General features: G+C 61.9%; 16 protein-coding genes. 8 read left to right on the forward strand and 8 right to left on the reverse strand.

Going from position 1 to position 20,933, the window contains the following annotated elements:
* Positions 1-12 precede the first annotated feature (12 nt).
* From QA642_RS09080 to QA642_RS09105, 6 genes are read right to left on the reverse strand one after another with little or no spacing between them, the layout of a single operon-like run.
* Positions 13-3,297 carry a UvrD-helicase domain-containing protein gene (locus QA642_RS09080; RefSeq protein ID WP_283084352.1) on the reverse strand — a complete coding sequence of 1,095 codons (3,285 nt, stop codon included), beginning with the start codon at positions 3,295-3,297 and terminating at the stop codon, positions 13-15.
* The gene (locus tag QA642_RS09085; RefSeq protein ID WP_283084353.1) at positions 3,294-5,945 is read right to left on the reverse strand and encodes a PD-(D/E)XK nuclease family protein; all 2,652 of its coding nucleotides are present in this window, start codon (positions 5,943-5,945) and stop codon (positions 3,294-3,296) included. Before QA642_RS09085 ends, QA642_RS09080 begins: the two co-directional genes overlap by 4 nt.
* Before the next feature lie 3 nt (positions 5,946-5,948).
* A complete protein-coding gene (locus tag QA642_RS09090; RefSeq protein ID WP_283084354.1) occupies positions 5,949-6,884 on the reverse strand; it encodes a DUF955 domain-containing protein in 936 nt (311 codons plus the stop codon).
* On the reverse strand, positions 6,881-7,354 hold the full coding sequence (locus tag QA642_RS09095) for a helix-turn-helix transcriptional regulator (RefSeq protein ID WP_283084355.1): 474 nt from the start codon (positions 7,352-7,354) through the stop codon (positions 6,881-6,883). Before QA642_RS09095 ends, QA642_RS09090 begins: the two co-directional genes overlap by 4 nt.
* Before the next feature lie 19 nt (positions 7,355-7,373).
* Positions 7,374-8,009: a GNAT family N-acetyltransferase gene (locus QA642_RS09100; RefSeq protein ID WP_283084356.1), complete on the reverse strand. Its 636-nt coding sequence runs from the start codon at positions 8,007-8,009 to the stop codon at positions 7,374-7,376.
* The gene (locus QA642_RS09105; RefSeq protein ID WP_009734077.1) at positions 8,006-8,218 is read right to left on the reverse strand and encodes a ribbon-helix-helix protein, CopG family; all 213 of its coding nucleotides are present in this window, start codon (positions 8,216-8,218) and stop codon (positions 8,006-8,008) included. The genes QA642_RS09100 and QA642_RS09105 overlap by 4 nt, the downstream gene beginning before the upstream one ends.
* Before the next feature lie 156 nt (positions 8,219-8,374).
* Here QA642_RS09105 and QA642_RS09110 point away from each other — a divergent pair, with 156 nt between their 5' ends.
* From QA642_RS09110 to QA642_RS09125, 4 genes are read left to right on the forward strand one after another with little or no spacing between them, the layout of a single operon-like run.
* Positions 8,375-9,340 carry a CBASS oligonucleotide cyclase gene (locus tag QA642_RS09110; protein WP_283084357.1) on the forward strand — a complete coding sequence of 322 codons (966 nt, stop codon included), beginning with the start codon at positions 8,375-8,377 and terminating at the stop codon, positions 9,338-9,340.
* 7 nt (positions 9,341-9,347) lie between these two features.
* Positions 9,348-9,863: a hypothetical protein gene (locus QA642_RS09115; RefSeq protein WP_283084358.1), complete on the forward strand. Its 516-nt coding sequence runs from the start codon at positions 9,348-9,350 to the stop codon at positions 9,861-9,863.
* Positions 9,863-10,810, forward strand: coding sequence for an AAA family ATPase (locus QA642_RS09120; protein WP_283084359.1), 948 nt, complete (start codon positions 9,863-9,865; stop codon positions 10,808-10,810). The genes QA642_RS09115 and QA642_RS09120 overlap by 1 nt, the downstream gene beginning before the upstream one ends.
* A gap of 4 nt (positions 10,811-10,814) precedes the next feature.
* A complete protein-coding gene (locus tag QA642_RS09125) occupies positions 10,815-12,344 on the forward strand; it encodes an SAVED domain-containing protein (RefSeq protein WP_283084360.1) in 1,530 nt (509 codons plus the stop codon).
* Between the two features lie 35 nt (positions 12,345-12,379).
* On the opposite strand, the gene QA642_RS09130 is transcribed toward QA642_RS09125, so the two are convergent.
* Positions 12,380-13,057, reverse strand: a complete 678-nt coding sequence (locus tag QA642_RS09130) for a hypothetical protein (protein WP_283084361.1) — start codon at positions 13,055-13,057, stop codon at positions 12,380-12,382.
* A 72-nt stretch (positions 13,058-13,129) separates the two neighbouring features.
* Here QA642_RS09130 and QA642_RS09135 point away from each other — a divergent pair, with 72 nt between their 5' ends.
* From QA642_RS09135 to QA642_RS09150, 4 genes are read left to right on the forward strand one after another with little or no spacing between them, the layout of a single operon-like run.
* A complete protein-coding gene (locus QA642_RS09135) occupies positions 13,130-14,512 on the forward strand; it encodes a Wadjet anti-phage system protein JetA family protein (RefSeq protein WP_283084362.1) in 1,383 nt (460 codons plus the stop codon).
* Positions 14,509-15,183, forward strand: a complete 675-nt coding sequence (locus QA642_RS09140; RefSeq protein WP_283084363.1) for a DUF4194 domain-containing protein — start codon at positions 14,509-14,511, stop codon at positions 15,181-15,183. The genes QA642_RS09135 and QA642_RS09140 overlap by 4 nt, the downstream gene beginning before the upstream one ends.
* Positions 15,180-18,701 (forward strand): SbcC/MukB-like Walker B domain-containing protein, encoded by a 3,522-nt coding sequence (locus QA642_RS09145; RefSeq protein WP_283084364.1) that lies wholly within the window; start codon positions 15,180-15,182, stop codon positions 18,699-18,701. Before QA642_RS09140 ends, QA642_RS09145 begins: the two co-directional genes overlap by 4 nt.
* Complete coding sequence (locus QA642_RS09150; protein ID WP_283084365.1) at positions 18,688-19,914, forward strand: Wadjet anti-phage system protein JetD domain-containing protein; 1,227 nt, start codon at positions 18,688-18,690, stop codon at positions 19,912-19,914. The genes QA642_RS09145 and QA642_RS09150 overlap by 14 nt, the downstream gene beginning before the upstream one ends.
* A 163-nt stretch (positions 19,915-20,077) precedes the next feature.
* Here QA642_RS09150 and QA642_RS09155 read toward each other — a convergent pair whose 3' ends face one another.
* Complete coding sequence (locus tag QA642_RS09155) at positions 20,078-20,803, reverse strand: SOS response-associated peptidase family protein (protein ID WP_283086839.1); 726 nt, start codon at positions 20,801-20,803, stop codon at positions 20,078-20,080.
* Positions 20,804-20,933 lie beyond the last annotated feature (130 nt).

A 20,933-nucleotide genomic window follows, 5' to 3' on the forward strand; every position in this document is an offset into this window, starting at 1 on the left:
TGACAGCATCCCTCATGGACGACCTTCAAGCCACGCTATCTCGCCAAGCGTGAGAAATACGATCAAGCCTCTTTCTGCTCCCGTCGCCACCACATAATCGCGCAGCTGTCCGGCGTACGCATTTCGCGTGGCTGCGGATGGATTGACGTCCGATTTCCAGTCTATTGCCACCTCGATCCGCTCGCCTCGAATCGCGAGTGCGTCCGCACGGCCTGCGACCAAATACCCTGCAGATGCCGCCCAGACGGGCACCTCCGGGACAAGAAACGATCGCAATGCCGCGATCTCGGGCAGGGCGAGCGCGCGCAACGCACACCGCGCCATTTCGTCCGAATCCGGAAGTTGCTGCCGACCGTCCGCCTCCGCCTGCAACTGAAGGAGTAGAACCTGTGCGCGCGAAAGCGCGGCCTCCTGGTCTTCCTCCAATTCTCCCGTCAAAAATTCCTCCATGAGCTTATGAAGGACAACCCCGCGCAATGCCCCAGCACCCACGACTTCCCTTTGCTCGGCAAGCGTGTCAGAGACCACCACCGCGTCCAGCGTATCGTCGAGACGATCCTGATCGTGGTCGCTCGGACGGCGCCAGACGATCGGTGGCGCGCTATCCCTCACCTTTTTCTGTTCCAACGCAAACACGTCCGCCGATTGTTCGTTGCTGAATGTCGCCGGCTGCCGGACATCGGAGATCGAAAGGTTCGAGAGCTCAAGTTCGGGAATGTCCCGTTGGAGGAGGTCGATCGAACTAAACCACGTGCTTTTCGAAGCCTGCGGGATATGTGGGAGGATCAGCAGGTCGCGTGCACGCGTGGATGCGACGTACCAGATTCGCTCGCGTTGATTGGCGTCTTCCCGGCTTTCTTCCGCGCGTGCGACCGCCAGATCCGGCGACGCCACCCCTCCGACCATCCAGTGCAGCGTGTTGTCGGACTGGCGATGCACAAACTGATCCGGCCGATAGAGTTCCGTCGTTGAGTTGATCGGGATCACGACCGGCCACTCGAGACCTTTTGCCGTATGGATGGTCATGATCTCGATCGCGTGCTCGGCGGCATCGATGCGGCCCTCTGGCGCGCGCACATTACGTTCCCAGTCCGCCTGCAGGCTCCGGACAAATGTAGGAAGCCCCGAGACCCCATAGCTGCGTGCCCGTTCGATAAGGGCGTCCAGATTGGCGAGCGCGCGCGCGTTGCGATTGCCGTGACGGGCCGCCATGATCACGCGGACGTTCAGCCGTTCGACCGCCTCCGCCAGGATCTGGCTCGGCGTCGTGATTGCCGCTCTTCGCCTTAGCTCCTGCAAGATCACGAGGACTGATCGGGCGACCGGATGCCGAACCAAAGCGGGATCGGTTCTCACGTTGAAAAACTCCGGACGTTCCCCACCCCCCGGCAGGGAAGCGGTGATGTCGAGGAGTTCCTGGTCACTCAGCCCGACCAGTGGCCCGCGCATAAGGGCGCCGAACGCGAGCGTATCCGAGGAATCCGCGAGCACGCGAAGGAGCGCGAAAACATCCTGCGTCTCCTGCCGCCGCATCAGTGTTTGACCCGCTTGCGACGATACGGCCAAGCCGCGCTGCTCGAGCGCGCGCTCATAACGCCAGAGCTCCCGGTGTCCGGGCGTCAGAAGGGCTATATCCCCGGGACGGAGGGGACTGAAGGTGTTGTCCGCGCGTCTGATCATCACGTTTCCGATCAAGCGGGAACAGATGTCCGCAACCTTTGAAGCTTCGGCCTCACGGAACATCTCGGCGTAGATGCGTCCTTCGGTGGCCACCTGGACCGTGAACCGCGTCACGCACGGCACGGGGTACGAATGATCTGGAATGGTCGGCGCAAGTGCGACATATTTGGGCTGGCCCGGCTGTGCGAACACCGGCGCGAAGCAGGAATTGACGTGGTCAATGATGGCCTGCTGGGATCGGAAGTTTGCCGTTACCTCAATGACGGCGCCGCCCTCCTGCGCGCTGATAAGCTGGCGACAAAGCTCATAGGCCTCGATGTCCGCGCCCCGGAAGCGATAGATCGCCTGCTTCGGATCCCCGACCAGAAAGAGAGAGCCTGGCCGCAAGCGGCTGTCTTCCCAGCGTGCCGGACGATCATCAGTCGCGGCGATAGAGAACAGGATCTCGTTTTGGACGCGGTCGGTGTCCTGGAATTCGTCGACCAGAATATACTTGTATCGCTGTCCGATCGCGCGGCGAACCTCCTCATAACCCCGGACCAAAGACCGCACATGCAGGAGCAGGTCGTCGAAGTCGAGGACGGCTGCGGCGCGCTTTCGGGCCTGGTAACTTTCGAGTAGCAGATCGAGCGAGGACGACAGCGTACAGACAAGCGAGGCGGCAATGTGCCCGATCAGTTCGTTCCAGGCGTCATCGACCGCCTGATAATGGTAGAGCGCCATCTCGCTGGCGTGCTCACCGGGATAAGCACCAAAGAGCTCCGCTGACTCTTCATACGTCCTGAGCTGCAGGCCCTTTCTGAACAGGCGGCAAGAACCGCCCCCGCAGAGTTGCCACAGTGCCGCGAAGTTCGGGCGGCTCTCCAATACGCGATCATATCGTGTCGCAAGCCGACGCAGCTCTTGGGCGATGCCACGCGCGTGCTTGTCATTGGCAGTGCTTGCTTCCCACCTGCCAAAATCATCGACGGCCTGCACAAACACGATATCGGGCCGCGCGTCCTCCGGCGGCAATATTGGTGCGGCTTCCGGGTGCTTCCGCCGCAGCAAGGCAAGCTCGGAAACGAGGTCGACGACTTTCAGCGGAATCTGCTCCGCGAGAACCACGATGGGGTCGTCTTCGATCGCGTCCGCGGCGAGCCTGCGCGAAAACCATGCAGACAGCTCGCCAAGGAATAGCGAGCTCGCTACGGTTTCGTCCACGATGCGGGCGCCGGGATCAAGGCCAGCCTGGACGCCATGGCTGCGAATGACGGCCTGGCAGAATCCATGGATCGTCGTCGCGGTGAGTTCGTCCAGCCCCGGGGCCGCCGCAGAGAGCGCCGCGCGCTGGGCAGCCGAGAGGCCGTCAGGAAGCACGGGTTTGATGAAGTCGGGTATGTCACCTGCGAGAAGCCGGTCCACGGTCTCCTTTATGCGGCGCGCGAGCTGGCTTGCTGCGAGCTCGGTGAAGGTGATCGCGGCAAGATCCGCAGGGGAGTAACCACTCGCCAGCATCATGGCGACGCGACCGGCCATCAGCGAGGTCTTCCCCGTTCCCGCGGCGGCCTCGACCAGCAAGATCGAAGTGAAGTCGGTCATCGCGCGACGGCGACTGTCTTGGTCGATCAGCGTCATTTGGACGAATACCAGAGCTTGCCAAGTTTCTGGCTGGCTGCACGGAAGTCGGTGGCCTTGCGACGGAGATAGCTTTCACGGTCCGCCGGCAGCGCAAGACGCATATCATCGTAGACCGCGTCCTGCTCCGAGCGCGGCGCAATCCGCCCGCTTCGTAGGATTTGCACGGCCGCGACCAGATAGGTGTTGGCCTCCGCGACTGCAGCATCAAGCTCGTCGCCCTTCAATTCGAACCTGGCCGGCTCGTCGGCGAGATAGATCAGCCTTGTGACGATAGTTCTGATCTCGGGGAGCAAAATCCTGACGGCCATCGCATAGAGCACGCGCTGGAGCTCACGCCCTTGTCCGAGCGCAATGCGCTGGCTCTTCGGCGGCGGTTTGATGCTCTTGTAGTCGGTGATCTGCGCACCATCGCCGGAGGCGCGGATGTCGAGCCGATCTATCCGACCACCAAACACAAGACCCGCTTGCTCGATCGGAACCTTGACTGTCTCATCCCAAGGCCATTCGCCGCCTGTTCGCATCTCCTGGCCGAACGGGACTTCGCTCCAGCTCCTCGTATCAGCCCTGGTCGAATCGTCGCAGGCAAGGCCCTTGGCCGTGCGGCGAGCGGCTTCCTTCACGGTATGTTGCCAGAGGATGGCTGGCGGCACCGACCGCTGTAGCGGCCAGGACGCCAGAACCTTGCTGGATGCTGCCGCAATGGCGGCCTCGATTTCGTCCGCGTTGGCGCGCGCGAAGCCCAGCCTTGGCTCAAGCCGTATTATCGCGCCGGCAATGAGCTCGTGCACCAGTTCGCCAAAGGCTATCGGATCAAGCTGAAGCGGCTCGCCCTCCAGGCGGATGGAGCGCCATCCCAGCGCGTAGCGCCAGACGTAGCCGAGCGGGTCCCGCAGGAGCCGCTGAAGCGACGTCGTCGATTGGGTCCGGGCGAGAGCGGCCAGGATCGCGGGATGGTCGGCTGCCACCGAACCGTCGTGGCGTGTCAGCGTCTCGTCCCGCTGCCAGGCGCGCCAGCATGATTGGCTCTGTCGTACGTGCTCGAGCGCCCCCGCATCGCGCGGCCGCGCCAGAAGCCGGTCCGCTTCGCTGAACGCATGCTCGGGGATGCGGTCGCGCTTGTGGACCAGCTCGTTCGCGGGATAGAGCGCGCTTGGTGACAGGATGCTCCCCTTTGCATTGCGCTGTGGCCGCGAGACGATCAAGTGCTCGCGGGTCCCACTGCAGATGACCTCGAAGTGCCGGCGGTCGCGATCTGCTGTCGTCAATCCATGCAGCATCTGGCGGTCGAGAAGATGGTGGGGGATCAGAGGATCATCATTCTCGAGCCGAGGCCAGGATCGGCTGGTCAGGCCAAGGAGTCGCGTGAACGGTCGCGGGCTCGCAGCGAGATGCGAAGCAGGGCACCACACAACGCTGTTCGCCGGGTCCCGGCCATCGCGCACCCGCATCGCCTGCAACGAAAGCGAAACGGAGTGAGGTGGTGCGCTCCGCAAGGCTTCGTTCCACATGGCGAGGCTCGCGCCGCTGAGCAGAAGCCGGCCGGCTTCGTGGCCGGCCTCAGGGCCGCGCGCGAGAAGCTCGAGAATCGGAAGCAAGGCATCTTCGGCAGCCATGTCGTCCGCGCGATGGGATCTCGCCGCGATGAGCGCCTCGCGCCACTGTTCAAGCGTCCTCAGGCCCGCGCCGCGCGATATGCCGGCAAACCAGTCTTTCGGAAGGGTGCCCGCGAAGGGCCGTGGCGGCAGCCGTCTGATGAGACGCCAAATCCGCTCCTGGCTGAGACCGGTGGTCAGAACGTCAGCCAAGGCGGCACAGGCTTGCCCATCCGGCGTGCTCAGCGCCGGTATGCCGTGTGAGAAGTGCAGGGGTAGGCCCGCACTATTTGCATGGGCGAGAAAATGGTCGTCCCAGTCCGTCGTCGACGTCGCCGCAATTCCGATGTCCTCCGCGTTTGCCTTGCCGGAGGACAGCAGCCGACGCACCCAGCGAAGCGCCTCCACCACCTCGGATTTGGGATCTGCGCTTGTCTCGGCCGAGAATGTCGCCTGCGGTGTTACTGGCAGCCGGTGGAGGAAGCCCTTGAACCACGCCTGCTCCTCCGTCGGGCCTGGGATGTTCCAGGAGAGCTCGGTGAATCGCGCAATCTCGTTGAGCAGGGGACGCCAGACGGCATCGATCTCAACGATCCCATCAAGCGTGACCGGCCCGAGCAATGAGCTGGAAAAATTAGCCCGCGCTAATGCAGCGTCGCGAAGATCGCGGGGCAGCATCCTGGAGGCGGGAAGGCGTTCTCTGATGCGTGTTTCGAGGAGACAGAGATCCGCGAAGCGGCCGACGTGCGGCAAGGACGAAAGATCGATATCGGCGCGCCAGATCGCGATGAGCGACTGAAGGACCGCGCGGGGCATCCCCGGCAGGCTCGATACACGGCCGAGGTCACGGAAGCCGCCCGCCGCCAGCGCCGCCTGAATGGCGGGATAGAGAATGTCGGTCGCGATGGGCGCCACGAATCCGCCGGCAAGACGGGCGGCAAGGAGTGGCAGTGTGATGATTTCACGGCCGGTGCTTCCTTCGCGCGCCGCCTTTAGGCGCTGCATCCGTATCGCAAGCGGTCCGTCGACCACGAGAGTTGATCGCCGGATCATCGCCTAGAACACTCGCACTGGCACCGGGGCGTTGTATAGGCGCAGCCAGTAGCCCAGGGTCAACGCCTCATGGCGATTGAAGAACGTTTCGAAATCGAAAACATGCCGATCGCCATTGAGGTCCGTGAGCAGCACCTCGCTGCGGCCAAGACTGCCGCCGCGCTGCGAACCGCAATAGCCGACGATCGTCGCGAACAGGTCGGTCTCGCGCATGGTGCCGAACCGCTGACGGAAAGGCGGCGATTCAACGCAATATCGGCATGGGTTCGCAGCATCGAAATCGGCCTTGCGGCGTGAGCGATGAGGATGCCCGGTGACGAGAGCTACGATTGGCCGGCCGCCATGGCCTTCTTCGACAAAGCGCCAGAGCGTGGAGGTCATGGTGTTGCCGAACCCCTTGCTCAGGCTCTTGACGTAGGCAAGGCTCGGAACCGAAGCCGTAGCCTCTTCCACAAAGCGGCGCGCGAGAAAAAGCAGCTGGCCGGCGGCGTAGTTCGCCTCCGCCTCCATGATCTGATGACATGCGGGCGTGAGCGTCTGCTCGGTGTCGCCTAACATCATGCCGATGTGCCAAGGGATCATGTCGTGGCCGATCTCGTGGGCCTCGTTCCAGCGGTGCTTGAGGATGGGTAGATCCCGGTCGAGCAGGATCCGCTTCTGGTCGGGCAGATAGAGCGCTTTCAGGCTGAGACTCTTGACCGCATCGCGCAGGATGGTCGGGCGCAATAGAACTTGAAGGCCGGCGACCTTCATCCGCGAGAAGGTTTCGCGCAGAAGACTGTCGTCGGTGGTCGAGTAATAGCCGCGGTCTAGCTTCAACAGGTCCCGAACCAGGCGCAGATCGACCGGCGGCTCGGGGTTGCCAAGGCCCCGCAGGACCTTGTCAACCTGTCCGTCGATGTCGGCGATCGTCCGATCTTTGAGGCTGACGTTTTTCACTTCACTCGTTTGGGATCCTGCTCGCTCAAGACAGCGACGAACGCTTCAAGTGCGGAATTCTCTTCCGGCGTGAGCTTGTGCACGGCCTCGGAGCGCGCAGCAAATCGCACAGCTTCTCGCCGGAAGCCGGCATCATTCGCCGCGGCGAGACCTGCGAGCTGCATCAAGCGCCGCTGCGACACCTCGAAGGTCTGCGCCAGTTTGAAGACCGTTCGTGGCTCCGGAACATAGTGGACGTCGTCCTCGATCACGAGGAGCTCGCTGGCGTCAAGGTCGGCGACCTCGGCCAGCCGTTCCATCGAAAAGCCGCGGCGACGTCGCATCAAGTTCACGAATTTGCCGAACGCGATGCGGGTTTCCTCGACGGCAGCAGTCTGTGCGGTGGTGGCCGGCCGCTCCTCCGGCACCGGGTCGAACGCGAGCAAGCCGGCGCCGATGACGGCATCGCCTTCACGACGTGCCCGAGCCATCCACCACTCTTTGCTTCGTTCAAGTTTCATCGTTCTCCTCCTTTTCGAAGAACGCGCGAGCTTGCTCGCTAGTCATCTCGAAATATCTTAAATTCTGGTACGCTGCATCCTGCCCCAGATCGGTCATCCCGATCTTGCGGTAGAAGTTATCCGCTTGGGGCAGCGAATGCAGCCCCAGACGTCCCTTGAAGCCCTCGTCCTCGCTGAGCGCGACTGCTGCCGTGATCAGGGCTGAACCGACGCCGCGCAGGCGCGGAGCGTTCCCGAGGTCTGGCCGGTTCCAGGGAGCGACCTCGAGGTAATCGAGATAAACGAGCGGCTTGCCGCGCTGGTTGGCCTCCCGTGCCGCCTTTGTCAGATCGACCTGTGCCATGCCTTGCGTCTCGCCGAGCGCGACAATGCTGAATCCGCGGAAGGCCAGCAGTCCCTGCACGCGGGCCGTCTTCTTGCTCCAATCCCAGTGCCAGCTTTGCGGCCACTGATCGAACGGTACGCCCTTGCGCACAAGCTCCTGAAGTATGGTCAAGAGGGCTGGTCGCCACTTTGTCTGCCAGTCGTCGAGCTGCGCCTGCTCGATTGCATCGCGCAGCTCGGCTTCGACATCTGCACCGGTCGCGACATCGAGAAGATAGATTTTCGAGACATCGACCGTCATAGAAGCATCAACTCCGCCTTCTCCTTCGTCGCGTCGTTCTCGAACAAGAGCTTTTCGCCCTTTTCGACCCGAGCATCGATCGTTTGATAGAGGCGCAAGGCCTGCCGGAGCACGGCAGTCTTGGTGATGTCCTTCCGGGCCGACAATTCGTCCAGAACCCGCATCTCGGCGTCGGTGAGGTTCAGCGTCATCGTTCGCTTCGCCGTCATCTCATCCTCCGTCGTTGTGCGCAGCATATAGAGAATCAATGGATTTTGTCAATGCGAAATAGCTGTATTTTCACCCCTTGAATAGCTAAAATTTGGCTATTATATCCTGGTCTCAACGCCGCCGCCCCTGGGCCGCCGGCCAAAATGGAGCAGGATATGGGACGGCAACACGTCGGCCATGACGAGATCGCCACCTTTGCGCAGGACAAGGTGAACCTGCCCAAAGAGACGGCGGATGAGTACCGGGCTCAAGCCCGGCGGCTTCGCGAGAAGCTCGAAGGTTATCTGTCCGAGCATCCGGACTTCACGCTGAAGAAGATGCTTCTCTCGGGCAGCCTGGCGAAAGGCACGGCGCTTCGGTCCCTCAACGACATCGACATCGCCTGCTACATCAGCGGCGCCGACGCGCCGAAGGACGTGCAGGCGCTGCTCAACTATCTCGCCGAGCGACTGCGCAAGGCCTTCCCCAACTTCAACCCCGACCAGGTCCAGCCGCAGACCTATTCCGTCACCGTCTCCTTCCGGGGGACGGGCCTCGATGTCGACGTCGTGCCGATCCTCTATGACGGCGACCCCAAATGGTACGGCAATCTCGTCAGCCAGGACGACGGCTCATTCCTGAAGACGAGCATTCCGCTGCATCTGGATTTCGCCGCCAAGCGGAAGCGCGCCCAGGAGAAGCATTTCGCGCAAGTCGTCCGGCTGGTGAAGTTCTGGGCGCGGCGCATGAAGCAGGAGCGGGACGGCTTCCGCTTCAAATCCTTCATGATCGAGATGATCTTGGCCAAGCTCTGCGATGATGGCCTGGATTTCGCCGACTATCCGGAGGCGCTCCAGCATTTCTTCACTTATGTCGCCCGCACCGACATGCGCTCGAAAATCGTCTTCAGTGATTACTATCCGGCCTCCTCGGTCGGCGCATTCACCGACACGGTGCAGATCATCGACCCCGTGAACGCCACCAACAACGTCGCCCGCCTCTACACGACGGCGAACGCGGGGGCGATCGTCGATGCCGCGCTTGACGCCGGCGATGCGGTCGATGCGGCGCTTGCCGCCCCCAACAAGCAACTGACCGTCGCCTATTGGCAGAAGGTCTTCGGCTCCTCCTTCCAGGCGTGAGGTCAAAATGTCCTACAGCTACAGCTTCACCGAAAGCACGACCTTCACGGTCACCCACGCGCGGCACATGGCCGCCAAGGTCGCGACCGATCTGAAGCGCATGCAGCGCTTCTACGGCAGCCCTTCCGACAAGAGCATCGCCGAATTCGAGGCGGAGGCGACCGAGCTGATCAAGGCTGGCTATCTCGGCACCGTCACCTACGGCTTCCAGAAGGACGGCAAGTGGGTCGAGCCGACACTGCGCTATACCGCGCGGGATCTCGCTGGCGCGGCCGCCAACGACGACGATCCCGGCCGCATCCGGCATAACGCGGACGTCAGCGGCGCAACGTTCAAAAGCTATCTCACCTACAGCGCGGCGTGGCACCAGCTCACGCAGACCCAGCGCGACTTGTTCGAGGCGACATTGCCGATCTCGCGCAGCGGCGCAGCCGAGCCGGGCGTCTCGGGTTATCTCGCAAGCGACCGCACCTATTCGTCCGGGGGCAGAGCTCTCGATCGCGCCATCGTCAGGAGTTTCTGATGAACACCAAGCCGACCCTCGATGAGCTGTTCGAGCGCCGTATCACCTATCCCGACATCGATCCGCAGGCGCGTCTCGCCCGGCTGGTCGGGCTCGACGAGCAGAAGAACCGGCTTGCGAAGATCCTCGGCCTGCTCGTCAATCCGAGTGGCCTCGCCGACTGGGCGAAGAAGCATCATCCGGGTGCCCAGGCTTTGCTCGACGCGGTGCTGCGGCGCCCGCCACTGGTCGTGCTCGCCGGCGACGTCGGCTCAGGCAAGACGGAGCTTGCCGAGACGATCGGAGATGCGGTGGCGCGACAGGAGAAGATCGACATCACGCTGCTGCCGCTCAGCCTGTCCACCCGCGGCCAGGGCCGGGTCGGCGAGATGACGCAGCTGCTCTCGGCCGCGTTCGACTACACGGTGGCGGAGGCGACCAAGCTCAAATCGGCGTCTGGCCGCTCGCGCGGGGCCGTGATCCTGTTGGTCGATGAGGCCGACGCGCTGGCGCAGTCGCGCGAGGCGGCTCAGATGCACCACGAGGACCGCGCCGGCGTGAACGCCTTCATCCGCGGTATCGACCGGATAGCCAATGCGAAGCTGCCGGCGGCCGTCCTGATGTGCACCAACCGCCTCAATGCGCTCGATCCGGCCGTGCGTCGCCGCGCGGCCGACGTGCTGAGCTTCGCTCGACCCGCGGACGAGCAGCGCCGTTTCGTGTTGTCCAGCCGGCTGGAGCCCATCGGCCTCGGCCGCCATCATATCGACGCCCTGGTCTCGGCGACCGGGCCGCAGCGGGGTGGCCGCGACCACGGCTTCACCTTCTCCGACCTGACGCAACGGCTGCTGCCCACGATCGTGCTAGACGCATATCCGACCAGGGCGGTCGATGGTGCGCGCGCGGTGGAGATAGCCCGGTCGATGGTTCCGACGCCCCCCTTCCGCGACGGCGAGCTGCCGAGGTGAGAGCATGACGCAGGCCGTAACCGTCAGGCGCGATGGAGACACCTTCCAGGCGCGGCTGTTCTGGTATCACGCAGCGCGTCTGCTTGACCCGGAGAGCCCAGTCGTGCGTGTGGGCTTCGAGACGGGACCGAAAAGCTTTGACGACATCTGGGTCGAATATGATGCCGCGCGCAGCGCAGTCGACCAATATGGCGACCCGCTGCGGCGCGAGCACATGCAGTGCAAATGGCATGTCACGCCCGACAACTATGGCTACTCCCATTTGGTCGATCCGGAGTTTATCAACGCCAATGCGCGATCGTTGTTGCAACGAGCGCGCGAGGCGCAGCTCGCTTATGCACCCCAAGGCAGCGGCGTAAGGTTCAAACTGGTCACTAACTGGCGCCTCGATCGCAACGACCCGCTGCGCGAAATGGTCGGCACCCGCTCCGGTGCGATGCGGCTCGAGCGGCTATATGGCTCGGTGACCGACAACAGCAAGGCCGGCGCCGTGCGCAAGGCTTGGCGCGAGCATCTCGGCATCGATGAAGCCGAGCTTCGGCTGCTGGCGCGCACGCTCGCCTTTGGCGAGGCGACCGACACTCTCGATGGGCTGCGCGATCAGCTTGACCTGTTGTTTGCCTATGTCGGCCTGCAGCGCATTCCCGCCAACCAGAGCGCGTTCCCCTATGACGATGTCGTCTTCCAGTGGATGGCGCAAGGGCGGCTCGAATTCGACCGCGCTGGCTTCCGCGCCGTCTGCGCCCGGGAAGATCTGCTGGGCGCGGCGCGAGGCGGACCGCGGGTCTTCGGCGTCAAATCCTTCGAGCACGCCTTCGATCGCCTCGAGGAGCGTTGTCATGCCGTGCTGGACATGATCCCGTCCTTTGACGAGCGATATATCCGCAGCGACGCCGACTGGGAAACGAAGCTCTATCCCGCGCTGCGAGGCTTTCTGCTCGCTGCTGCCAAGGACCAGCCGCGCCTGCGGCTTGCGCTTGACGCCCACGTCACGCTGGCCTTCGCCGCCGGCTCCATCATCAACATCAAGTCGGGCCGCCAGGTCGAGCTTGAGCAGCGTAGCACCGGCCGCCGGCTCTGGTCGGCCGATGACGTAATTTCCGATCCGAGCTGGCCGGCCCTCGTCGCGGAAACGGTGGAGCTGAGGGGCGATCAGCCGGATCTCGCCGTCGCGCTTGGCCTGACCCATGACGTTTCGGCCGACGCGCGCCGCTACTGCGAAACCGCGCTTCCAAATGTCGGACGGCTTTTGATCTTGAAGCCGAATTCTGGATCGGGCGCACAATCCGTTACCTGTGGGCGCCACGCTTTCGAACTCGCTGACTCTGCGACCAGCGCGGTTCGGGCCGTGAAGGCCGACGGGATCGGCATGACCCATCTATTCATCGCCGCGCCCAACGCCTTCACGTTCTTTCTCGGCCAGCGCCAGACGGCGCTCGGTCATGTCCGGCTCTACGAGTTCGATTTCGACGGCGGCCGTGGCCGTTCCTACACGGCCGCTTTGACGCTTCCGTTCGCCAAGGCGAACGCATGAGGCAAAACCCAAGAGCGCAGCTGACGCGTGATCCGCTAGGATCCAGCGCCACGCGGCCGTTTCCGTTGCGGGGCGCCACTCGCTTTCGTCTTCAGCTGTGCGATCTCGCCGATCATCTCTTCTATCCGCTTGTGAAGGTCCCGAATTTGCTCCCGATCCTCGCGCCGATGGCGCTCGAAGGTTTCGATTGTCCGTTGTGCAGCGCGAAAGTCGGCTTCCGCATTGCGTAGGGCCGACTGCAGGGAGCCAAAGTTCCGGGCCAAATCGTCCCTCTCGGTCGCAACCTGCTTCATGCAGCGTTCCGTCTCCTCCCGCTTGCTTTGGGCGAGCGCAAGCTTCTCCGACAGCACGAGCCTGCTTTTGTCCAGATCGGTGATGTGGGTCCGAGGACCAGCGTTCTCTTCGCCAATCGTATTGGTTGATGCCGCGGGCACGCCTGCCCAATACTTGGCGAGAAGAAGCAGGATTTCCTGGGAGGCTTCGGCCGTGAGGTGCAGCAACTCACGTTTCAATGCGGGTGGTAGGCGTCCGGCAAGCGCAGGACCTTGCGGCGGCCGCCAGGGCATCCCGGCAAGGACCGTCTTGATCCGTTTGACATTTCCCCCTCCCAGCCGCATCCGGACGCGCATCGGATTGATTTCTTCGCCCCGTGCAATCAATGCTTGCGCAGCCGCCACAATTTCGGAATCGGTATATTTTTGCGGGCGGGGCATAGGTCCAGTCGTCGGTTTGTTTGATTTGTGCTAACTTATTTTACACACGGTTCCCCGCGATGAAAGGGTAGAATGAGCTTTCTTGATGTCATTCCGCACACGTTGTTTCGCCAGCTGTCGTCGCCGGCGCACGTTCGCAACGTAGCGATCCTGGAAGCCATTTTTGAGCAGTTCTTCGACGATTTTGCTTTCGCGCCGAAGAAATCCGAGGTGCTGCAGGTCATTCGCCAGGTCCTCGAGAACCCCGATTTCCGGAGCGTTTCTGACGAAGACGAGCCGAGCTCGACCAGCGAGATTGCCGAGTACGTTATCTATGCGCGATTGCGGGACGACGGCTGGATCATGGAAGTGGCGAACCGAAAGGCCGCCGAGGTCTACATGCCCCGCGAGGCCCACGCTCTGCTTTCCTCGCTGATCACGCTTAAGGAGGAACTCAAGGTCGACATCTCAGCCGAGGCCAGCCTGATCGACAGCGGCATCTTCGCCGCCTATCAGGATCCCGTGGCCAAGGTCATGAACATTGCCAGTGCGCGCCGACAAGCGGTGCAGTTGCGGCGTTCGATCGACGGTGTCCTGACGTCCCTCCATCGGATCGAAAAAAACCTGATGCGGTCCGAAGGCCTCGCTGACCTTCTGGCCAAATTCATGGAACGCTTTGTCGAGAAGATACTACTGGAGAACTACCGCGCGCTGAAGGCGTCCGCCTATAATCCGATGCGCTTCCAGCGCAGTATCCTGACGAACACCGATCTGTTCATCAACGATGAGGGCCAGATTGCGCGAGCCGCCGTTGCGCTTGCGGATCAGGGCATGGTCGCCGACATCGCCGCAGCCGAAACCCAGATCATCCAGGATCTCATGCGCATCCGTGCTGTGTTCGCCGGTCTCGGAGAAAAGCTGGACGTGATCGACCGCTTTTCGCATCGGCTCGAGCGCCGGATTGCCACAACGGTGCGATACCAGGAGACGGCGCGCAACGTGCGCGAGGAGAGATTGCGGGACGCGATCCGCCTCGCGTTTGCCCACTGGAGCGCCGGCAACGACGAATGCGTCACGCCACTAGTTGAAATCCCGGTTCCTTATGCGAACGCCACCCTGGCTCTGGCGAAGAAAGCGCGCGAGCCGGTCGAACCGCAGACGCGCGAGTCGAAGACGGTCGATCCGGCGGACGTCAAGCGTGAGCAGATGATCGACGCCTATGTCGCCGCCATGGACGTTACTCCCCGCGCCGTCGCCGAACGTATGCGGAGGCTGGTGCCGGATGACGGCAGCTTCTTCGATCTCGACCAGTTCGAGCCGGAATCGGCCCGTGACATCGCCATCCTCTACGAAGCACGGTCCGGTGCGCTTGCATCGAACCCCGAATTCGAAGTGCGCACGAGCGCCGCTCGGGCCACAAACAGATTTGTTTCCGGCCCCGGCGTGCTCGTGCGCCGCAGACAAGGCAAAGCATGACCTACTTCTCGCGGTGGGCGACAAGGCAAGCCGCCCAGGACCCTAACTTCAGCGCTGAGCAGCTCACTGAGACGGCCAACCGCCTCCTGCATCGGCAGTTCGTCTCCCGCGGTGATTTCGGCGGAGCTGCGCATTTCGACCGTATCGCGAGCAACCTCGACTATTTCAAAGACCTGTTCGCGAGCTTCGGGTTCAGCTTCGTCTTCAATGACACCTGGGGCTATGCCGGATTCGTCAGCCCGGTCGCCTATGGCAATGCGCGGGTACCGACACAGGAAACCATCGTCCTCCTCTGCCTTCGCATGCTTTACAACGAAGGCGCCGAGAAGGGCTATTTCGTCGACTCGAGCGCGCAGATCCTCGTCGAAGAAGAGGAGATCCAGACCGTCTTTTCCTCCATGGGGTCCCGGACCCTCAAGCCGGGCGAATTGCGATCGATTCTCACGACATTCAAGCGCAAGGGTTTGGTCACGTTCGACCAGAATCATTCGCTGCAAGTGTCCGCCGACATCCACATCCGCCCCACAATCACCGAGGTCGTCGACGATTCTTTCCTGGCTCGCATCGAGGTATGGGCCGGTCAGCCGGTGCGGGCCGCTGAACCTGTCTATCACGAGGATGATGCCGCAGACGATGCCTCCGATAGCGCGACGGAGAGCTCACCATCATGATTCCGGCCTTCGTGTTGTGCAACATCGCCGCCGTCAATTTCTATCTCTATGCCCAGGACTTCCCCATTTCCGGGCGCGGCAATGCAGTCTTTCTCGGTGGCAACGGATCGGGCAAATCCGTTCTGCTCGACGCGATCCAGATCGTCATGACGGGCATGAACCGGCGTTACCTCGATCTCAACAGCCGCGTTTCCGAGGGAGGGCGTAGCACCAGAACCGTGCGCGAGGCCTGTCTTGGCCTGCTCGACGACGGTGAAGGCTATCAGCGCGACGCTTGCCTTACATATATCGCTCTCGGCTTCGAGGCTGTCGACGGATCGCGTCGCTGCACCGCAGGCGTCTGTCTCGAGGCCAAGGCATCTCTCAGTGAAGAGAACGTCCTCGGCCTCTTCATCCTGGAGGGCGAGATACTTGGTTTCGCAGATTTCATCCATCCGAAACCCAGGGGCTTTGAGGAGAAGGCGTGGCCGACCTTCCTGGATGAACAGCGCCGCAAGGGACGAGAGGTCAAGACATTCCAGCGCCAGAAAAATCAGGCCTTTTTGCGGGAGCTTTACGCGATCATCAACGCGAATGCCCGCGGGACCCAACTTGATCCCGATCGTGCGCGGGCCGCGCTGCGCCAGGCGCTGTCCTTTGACATCGCGCAGATCACGAGCGTCACCGACTTCGTCAAGCGCTTCCTGCTTGACGACCTCCCGATCGAGATCGAGACATTTCAGGCGCGCTACAACACATGGCGCGACATGCAGAAGACCATCGAGCGCGTCGAGGCGGAGATCAGGACGGTCGAGACAATCCGAGCGGCATGCGAGCGCGTGATGGAGGATCAATTCAACACGCGCATGTGGAATTACGGTGCTCAGCGCGCGGAATACGATCGTTATGGTGCCTTCATTGCCAAGCAGCGCCAAGAGATCGCCGAGATGCAGGAGAAGCTCGATAGCACGAGATCCTATCAACAGACGCTCGCCGAAGGGATCGAGCAGATCCGGCGCCGACTGGACGCCATTAAGGACCAGATCGACGGAACACCGGCCTTTGAGCAGATCAAGAAAGCGCAGGCTGAGAGGAACACCCAGGACGCCATCCGCAAGGCGGGTGTCATCGAGGCTAAGCCGATCTTCGATGCGCTCAACGCCTTGCGCGAAGCTACGCACAGCCCCGCCTTTCCCACCGGTCTTGCCAAAATCACAGATTTTGCTTCGAGGCTGACGTCCGACCTGGTCGGCGTCCACGATGCCGCTTGGCCGAAATCTCCCAAGCAGATCGCGGCGCTCGTGTCCGCTGTGCCGCAGCTTTCCGATGTCCGGGCCGTGCTCGACGAGCGCCATCAGAACGCCGCCTCGGCCAAGGCGAGCTTGACGAAGGAATTTGACGAGGGCGATCGCATATTGAAGAAGCTGCGGTCGGGCGGCACCTACATGTCGAACGACACGCAGGACTTCCTGGCCGATATGGCGAAGATGCGTGTGCCGGCGCGAAGTCTTTCGGAAGTCGCCGACATCGCTCCTGCGTTTGCCGAATGGCGCGCCATCATCGAATCGATCCTCGGCGACTGGGCCGATGCCCTCATCATCGAGCCGCGTTTCATGGACCAGGCCTACCGCCATTTCGACAGCCACTATAAATCGACCAGAGCCAAGCTGATTCAGTCGGAGAATGTGCTGGCCCAGGACCAGAGTGTCCGCTCCGGTACGTTGGCCGAGGCGGTGGTTGCCGATAACTCATATGCGCGCGCGTTCCTCAACGTGCGGCTCGGCCGTATCATTCGCGCGCGTTCCGCCAATGATATCCGCAAGGGCGATCTCGCCGCATCAGCCGACGGCAAGTACGCCCATGGCCGCGGCATCGAGTATCGCCAGCTCAAGCAGATTCCGCGCCTGGGACAATCGGTCCGCGAGCAGCAGATCGCCCAGCTCAGCGAACAGCAACGCGAGCTCGAGACAAAGTTGCAGACCGCGCGGGACAATGAACGCCGATCATTCGCTGTCCTTGAGGCCATCAAACGCGCAGAGACGATTCTCGTGACCAATCGCGGCGCGGCGGCCCAGCTGCTTGAGACAATCGAATCCGCGGATCGCGAGAGCGAGCGCCAGGTCGTCCTCATTCGCGACCTCGAGGCCGAGTTGCCGCAAGGGGTCATGGAGGAAAAGCGCGAGGTCGAGCAAATGCTCGTTCAATACAAAAAGGAAAGAGACGAAGAGGAGGGGAAGGAAGACGAGCTCATCGACGCCATCGGGCAACGAAAGGGCGCGATGAAGACAAACGCGGATGAACGCAAGAAGGCCGCCGAACGTGCCTGCGAGGCGTTCCCGCCATTCGACCGGCGCTGGCAGCGGCACGATCCCGCGATTGGCCTAGAGGCGTTCGCCCGGCGCGCTCGCGCTGCCTATGTGCAGGAGCGCGCCACACGCGGGCATCCCGCGCATGTCCGCAATCACTTTGAGGGCCTTCTCAAGGACAGGGCACCGGCCCAGCGGGTAGCGAGGCTGAACGCCGCGATCCAGGACTATGTTCAGGCAAATCCGGACCAGCATCCGCACTTCGAGTGGACGCAGTTTGTCGCGACCGAACAGACGACCACTCTTTACGACTGGATCGACTCGAGGCATCGCGAGCTCACCCAAACCATTTTGCGTAACTTCAAGGGTCAGATTGATAAAGCTGTCGCCGCCCTGGTTGAGACAATGGTGCACGACTTCCTGAGCCGCCTTAGCGGCAACATTGATGCGGTTGACCGCATTAAGGACGATCTGAACCGGGCGTTGCGCGGCAGCGTCTTCATGGGGGAAGTTTATCAGATCCGCCAGGAGCGTGATCAGGACAAGGAGACCATCCGCTACCTGATCGATCGGCTCGACATCGTGGCGCCGAAGGCCACCGCTCTGATGCAGAGCAATCCGGATCCGAACGATCCTGATCAGGTGAAGATCAAAGAGTTGATCGACATGCTGACGATCGAGAATGGCGACGATGCCCAGAATCGCCGCCGAATTCGCGAGCTTGCGGACTATCGGAGTTACTTTCGTTTCAGCATCGATATCTGCGATCCGCAGCAGGGCTACCGCAGGATCTCCGACCTCGAGCAGCGCCGCGGCAAGGCCAGCGGAGGACAGAAGTTCGTCCCGTTCTATATCTGCCTTGGCGTCGCGGCCGCGTCAGCCTACTTCAATCACCTCGGAGGCAGTCGCGAGGCGCCGCCTCAATCGGCGCTCATGCTGATGGACGAGGCATTCGAGAAGCTCGATCCCGACAATATCTACAAGATCATCCGGTTCTACGATCAGCTGGGCTTGCAGCTCATCATGGCCGCGCCAAAAACGCACCAGGCTCTCTATCAAGAGACGTTCGATACATTGATTTCGATTATCAAGGTTGGTCGCGCGATCCAGGTGACTCCGCAGCACTTCCATCACGAGGCTCACGCTCTCTTGCGCAAAGAGAATCCGATGCATCAGCCGCGAAGCTTCTTCGAAGATCGTGTCCGCGAGGAGCGGAGGCATGCCGCGGAATAATCAATACACCGCGGAGACAGTGCTGAATCGGCTGCTCGACCGCTTTGAGGCGCCGCTGGCTCGCTCACGCGACATCACGCGGACGATCGACTACACCTTGGTCGGGGGTCCCGCCGCGCAGGACGAATTTCATCGTGTGCTGCGGGATGCGGAACGAGCGGGCGGTATCGCGCTCGAGCAGGATCGACTTGGACGCTTCACCGGCGAGTTCGCGCGGGTGCGCCTCGTCGATCCTGACCAGCTTTATCGATTCCTGGTCAGAGCGCCCGCAACAGCGACCGCTGAGACCGCGCATCAGGCGATACTATCCGCCATCCCGGAGATCCTGGCCGATGCCTTCTTCCAAGACATCGAGCAGGAGGCGATTGCAGCCTGGAAAAGCAACAAGACCTTTCTCGGGCTCTCGGTGGGCGAGATCAACACGTTCCTCACGATTATCCGTCTTGTGCATGGCATCGTGAACCTGTCGGGCCGCGATATCGATCACCGGACTTTTTCTCGCCGAATCGTAAAAGACAGCAAGGCCCTGGAACGCGTGGAAGGACGCGTCGCCCAGTTGCTCCGGCGTCGCGATCCGAGCCTGGCCGGTGAAGAGCCGCGCGAGGTTCTGGAAGCGAGTGGCGTCGCGCGTCGAGCCCATCTCCTGCAGGTCAAGGGTCCGCTTCGGCTCTCTTCCGACGCGCTGAATATCCATGGTACTGGAGATGCGTTTATTGGCCTTCCATGGCTCTCGGTTCGGCAAGCTTCTTTGGCTCACGGCGTCGACTACGTGATGACTGTCGAGAATCCGACCAGCTTTTGGCGCTACAGCACGGAAATCGATGGAAACTATCTCGCACTCCTGACTGATGGATTTCCGGCGCGCGATGTCTTGTCGAGCATGGTGCATCTCGTTCGGCACGCTCTTCTCCTGGCGCCGGAAACCCCACTGTACCATTGGGGTGATATCGATGCAGGTGGTTTGAGAATTGCCGCCCATCTCGAAGATGCGTTCGGAACTCGTCTTCAACTGCATCAGATGGAGCCAAAACTCGCGCGGGACTTCGGGTCACCGCTGCAATCGCAGAAAGGTCTCGAGAAACTCGCTATGCGCTCAGGCGAAATCGGACAATTAGCGCTTTGGCTTCGCGGTGAGCAAGCAAAAATGTTGGAGCAGGAGGAACTCGATCCGATACCCCCAATTCTCGCGGGCGGGAGGCTTCTTTCGTCATGAGCGAAAGTAGCGTCGCATCTGCCGGGGGAATCACGATCGGAACGCAACCTGGCTGTCTTGTTGATTAGTCGCGCTGCTCCGCGGATGCGTAGAAGGCGTCCATATCGACATGGATGATCTTCGCCGATGCGGTGCTGGCGCCGTCGGTAGTCAGTCTCGTCGGTCACGTCGTTGGCCCTGTTAGGTCTTCCTTGACGCCGCGAGTGACGATCCGAAGTGTCTCATCCGGTAGAGGCCGCTGCAGCTTCAGGGCCTCGTCCGGAGGAGCCGTCATCCAGGTCTCTACCTCATCCGGCGCCGTTAGGATCACAGGCATCGCTTTGGGGTGGATGGCGCGGACCTCGGCATTCGGCTCCGTCGTGAGGAACGCGTAGAGGTCGTTGGTCGTCTCACCTTCCTTGACCTTCCGGACGGACGTCCAGTTGGTCCAGATGCCGGCGAAGCAGGCGAGGGGGCGGGTCTCGTCGAGCGCAAACCAAATATCGCCGCCCTCGGCCTTGTTGAATTCGCTGAAGGAGATGAACGGCACCACGCAGCGATTTTCGACGCCGAGCCATCGAGTCCAGTGCTTGCTCGTCACGTTGCGGATGTTGGTCGTGCCGCCATCCGGCTCCATTCTGAACAATTCCTTGAAATCCACAGCCTTGCCCTTGGCCTGAAGCTTCTCGGCTCGTTTCTTGGTGGCGTCCATCAGCGCCTTCGATGACGACGGCATTCCCCATCGCGCCGTAGCGAGTTCGCGGCCCTCGGCTCCGTTGCGCACGATCGGTGCCTGATAGTCCGGAAACACCCCCGGCATCGGCGCCAGATTTCCAACGTATCGATTCACGACGCGGAACAGCGCGCTGATCGCGGCTTGGTTGGTCGTGATCGAATAAAGATTGCAGATGTGGACGGCCCCCCACTTGTCAGGATTGTAGCAGACTTTTGGCCAGATCGCTTGCTATCAGATGTCCGGCCTGTTTGCGCGGACAACGCCCGCTGGCCGAGATGGTGTTCGCTACGCGCGCTCCAAGCAC

The organism is Bradyrhizobium sp. CB2312 (assembly GCF_029714425.1).
Classification (GTDB): domain Bacteria; phylum Pseudomonadota; class Alphaproteobacteria; order Rhizobiales; family Xanthobacteraceae; genus Bradyrhizobium.

Excerpts from the sequence above, each read along its gene's own strand:
- QA642_RS09080 (WP_283084352.1), bottom strand. The coding sequence starts at position 3,297 with ATGACGCTGATCGACCAAGACAGTCGCCGTCGCGCGATGACCGACTTC.
- QA642_RS09085 (WP_283084353.1), bottom strand. The coding sequence starts at position 5,945 with ATGATCCGGCGATCAACTCTCGTGGTCGACGGACCGCTTGCGATACGG.
- QA642_RS09095 (WP_283084355.1), bottom strand. The coding sequence starts at position 7,354 with ATGGCTCGGGCACGTCGTGAAGGCGATGCCGTCATCGGCGCCGGCTTG.
- QA642_RS09100 (WP_283084356.1), bottom strand. The coding sequence starts at position 8,009 with ATGACGGTCGATGTCTCGAAAATCTATCTTCTCGATGTCGCGACCGGT.
- QA642_RS09105 (WP_009734077.1), bottom strand. The coding sequence starts at position 8,218 with ATGACGGCGAAGCGAACGATGACGCTGAACCTCACCGACGCCGAGATG.
- QA642_RS09110 (WP_283084357.1), top strand. The coding sequence starts at position 8,375 with ATGGGACGGCAACACGTCGGCCATGACGAGATCGCCACCTTTGCGCAG.
- QA642_RS09115 (WP_283084358.1), top strand. The coding sequence starts at position 9,348 with ATGTCCTACAGCTACAGCTTCACCGAAAGCACGACCTTCACGGTCACC.
- QA642_RS09120 (WP_283084359.1), top strand. The coding sequence starts at position 9,863 with ATGAACACCAAGCCGACCCTCGATGAGCTGTTCGAGCGCCGTATCACC.
- QA642_RS09125 (WP_283084360.1), top strand. The coding sequence starts at position 10,815 with ATGACGCAGGCCGTAACCGTCAGGCGCGATGGAGACACCTTCCAGGCG.
- QA642_RS09130 (WP_283084361.1), bottom strand. The coding sequence starts at position 13,057 with ATGCCCCGCCCGCAAAAATATACCGATTCCGAAATTGTGGCGGCTGCG.
- QA642_RS09135 (WP_283084362.1), top strand. The coding sequence starts at position 13,130 with ATGAGCTTTCTTGATGTCATTCCGCACACGTTGTTTCGCCAGCTGTCG.
- QA642_RS09140 (WP_283084363.1), top strand. The coding sequence starts at position 14,509 with ATGACCTACTTCTCGCGGTGGGCGACAAGGCAAGCCGCCCAGGACCCT.
- QA642_RS09145 (WP_283084364.1), top strand. The coding sequence starts at position 15,180 with ATGATTCCGGCCTTCGTGTTGTGCAACATCGCCGCCGTCAATTTCTAT.
- QA642_RS09150 (WP_283084365.1), top strand. The coding sequence starts at position 18,688 with ATGCCGCGGAATAATCAATACACCGCGGAGACAGTGCTGAATCGGCTG.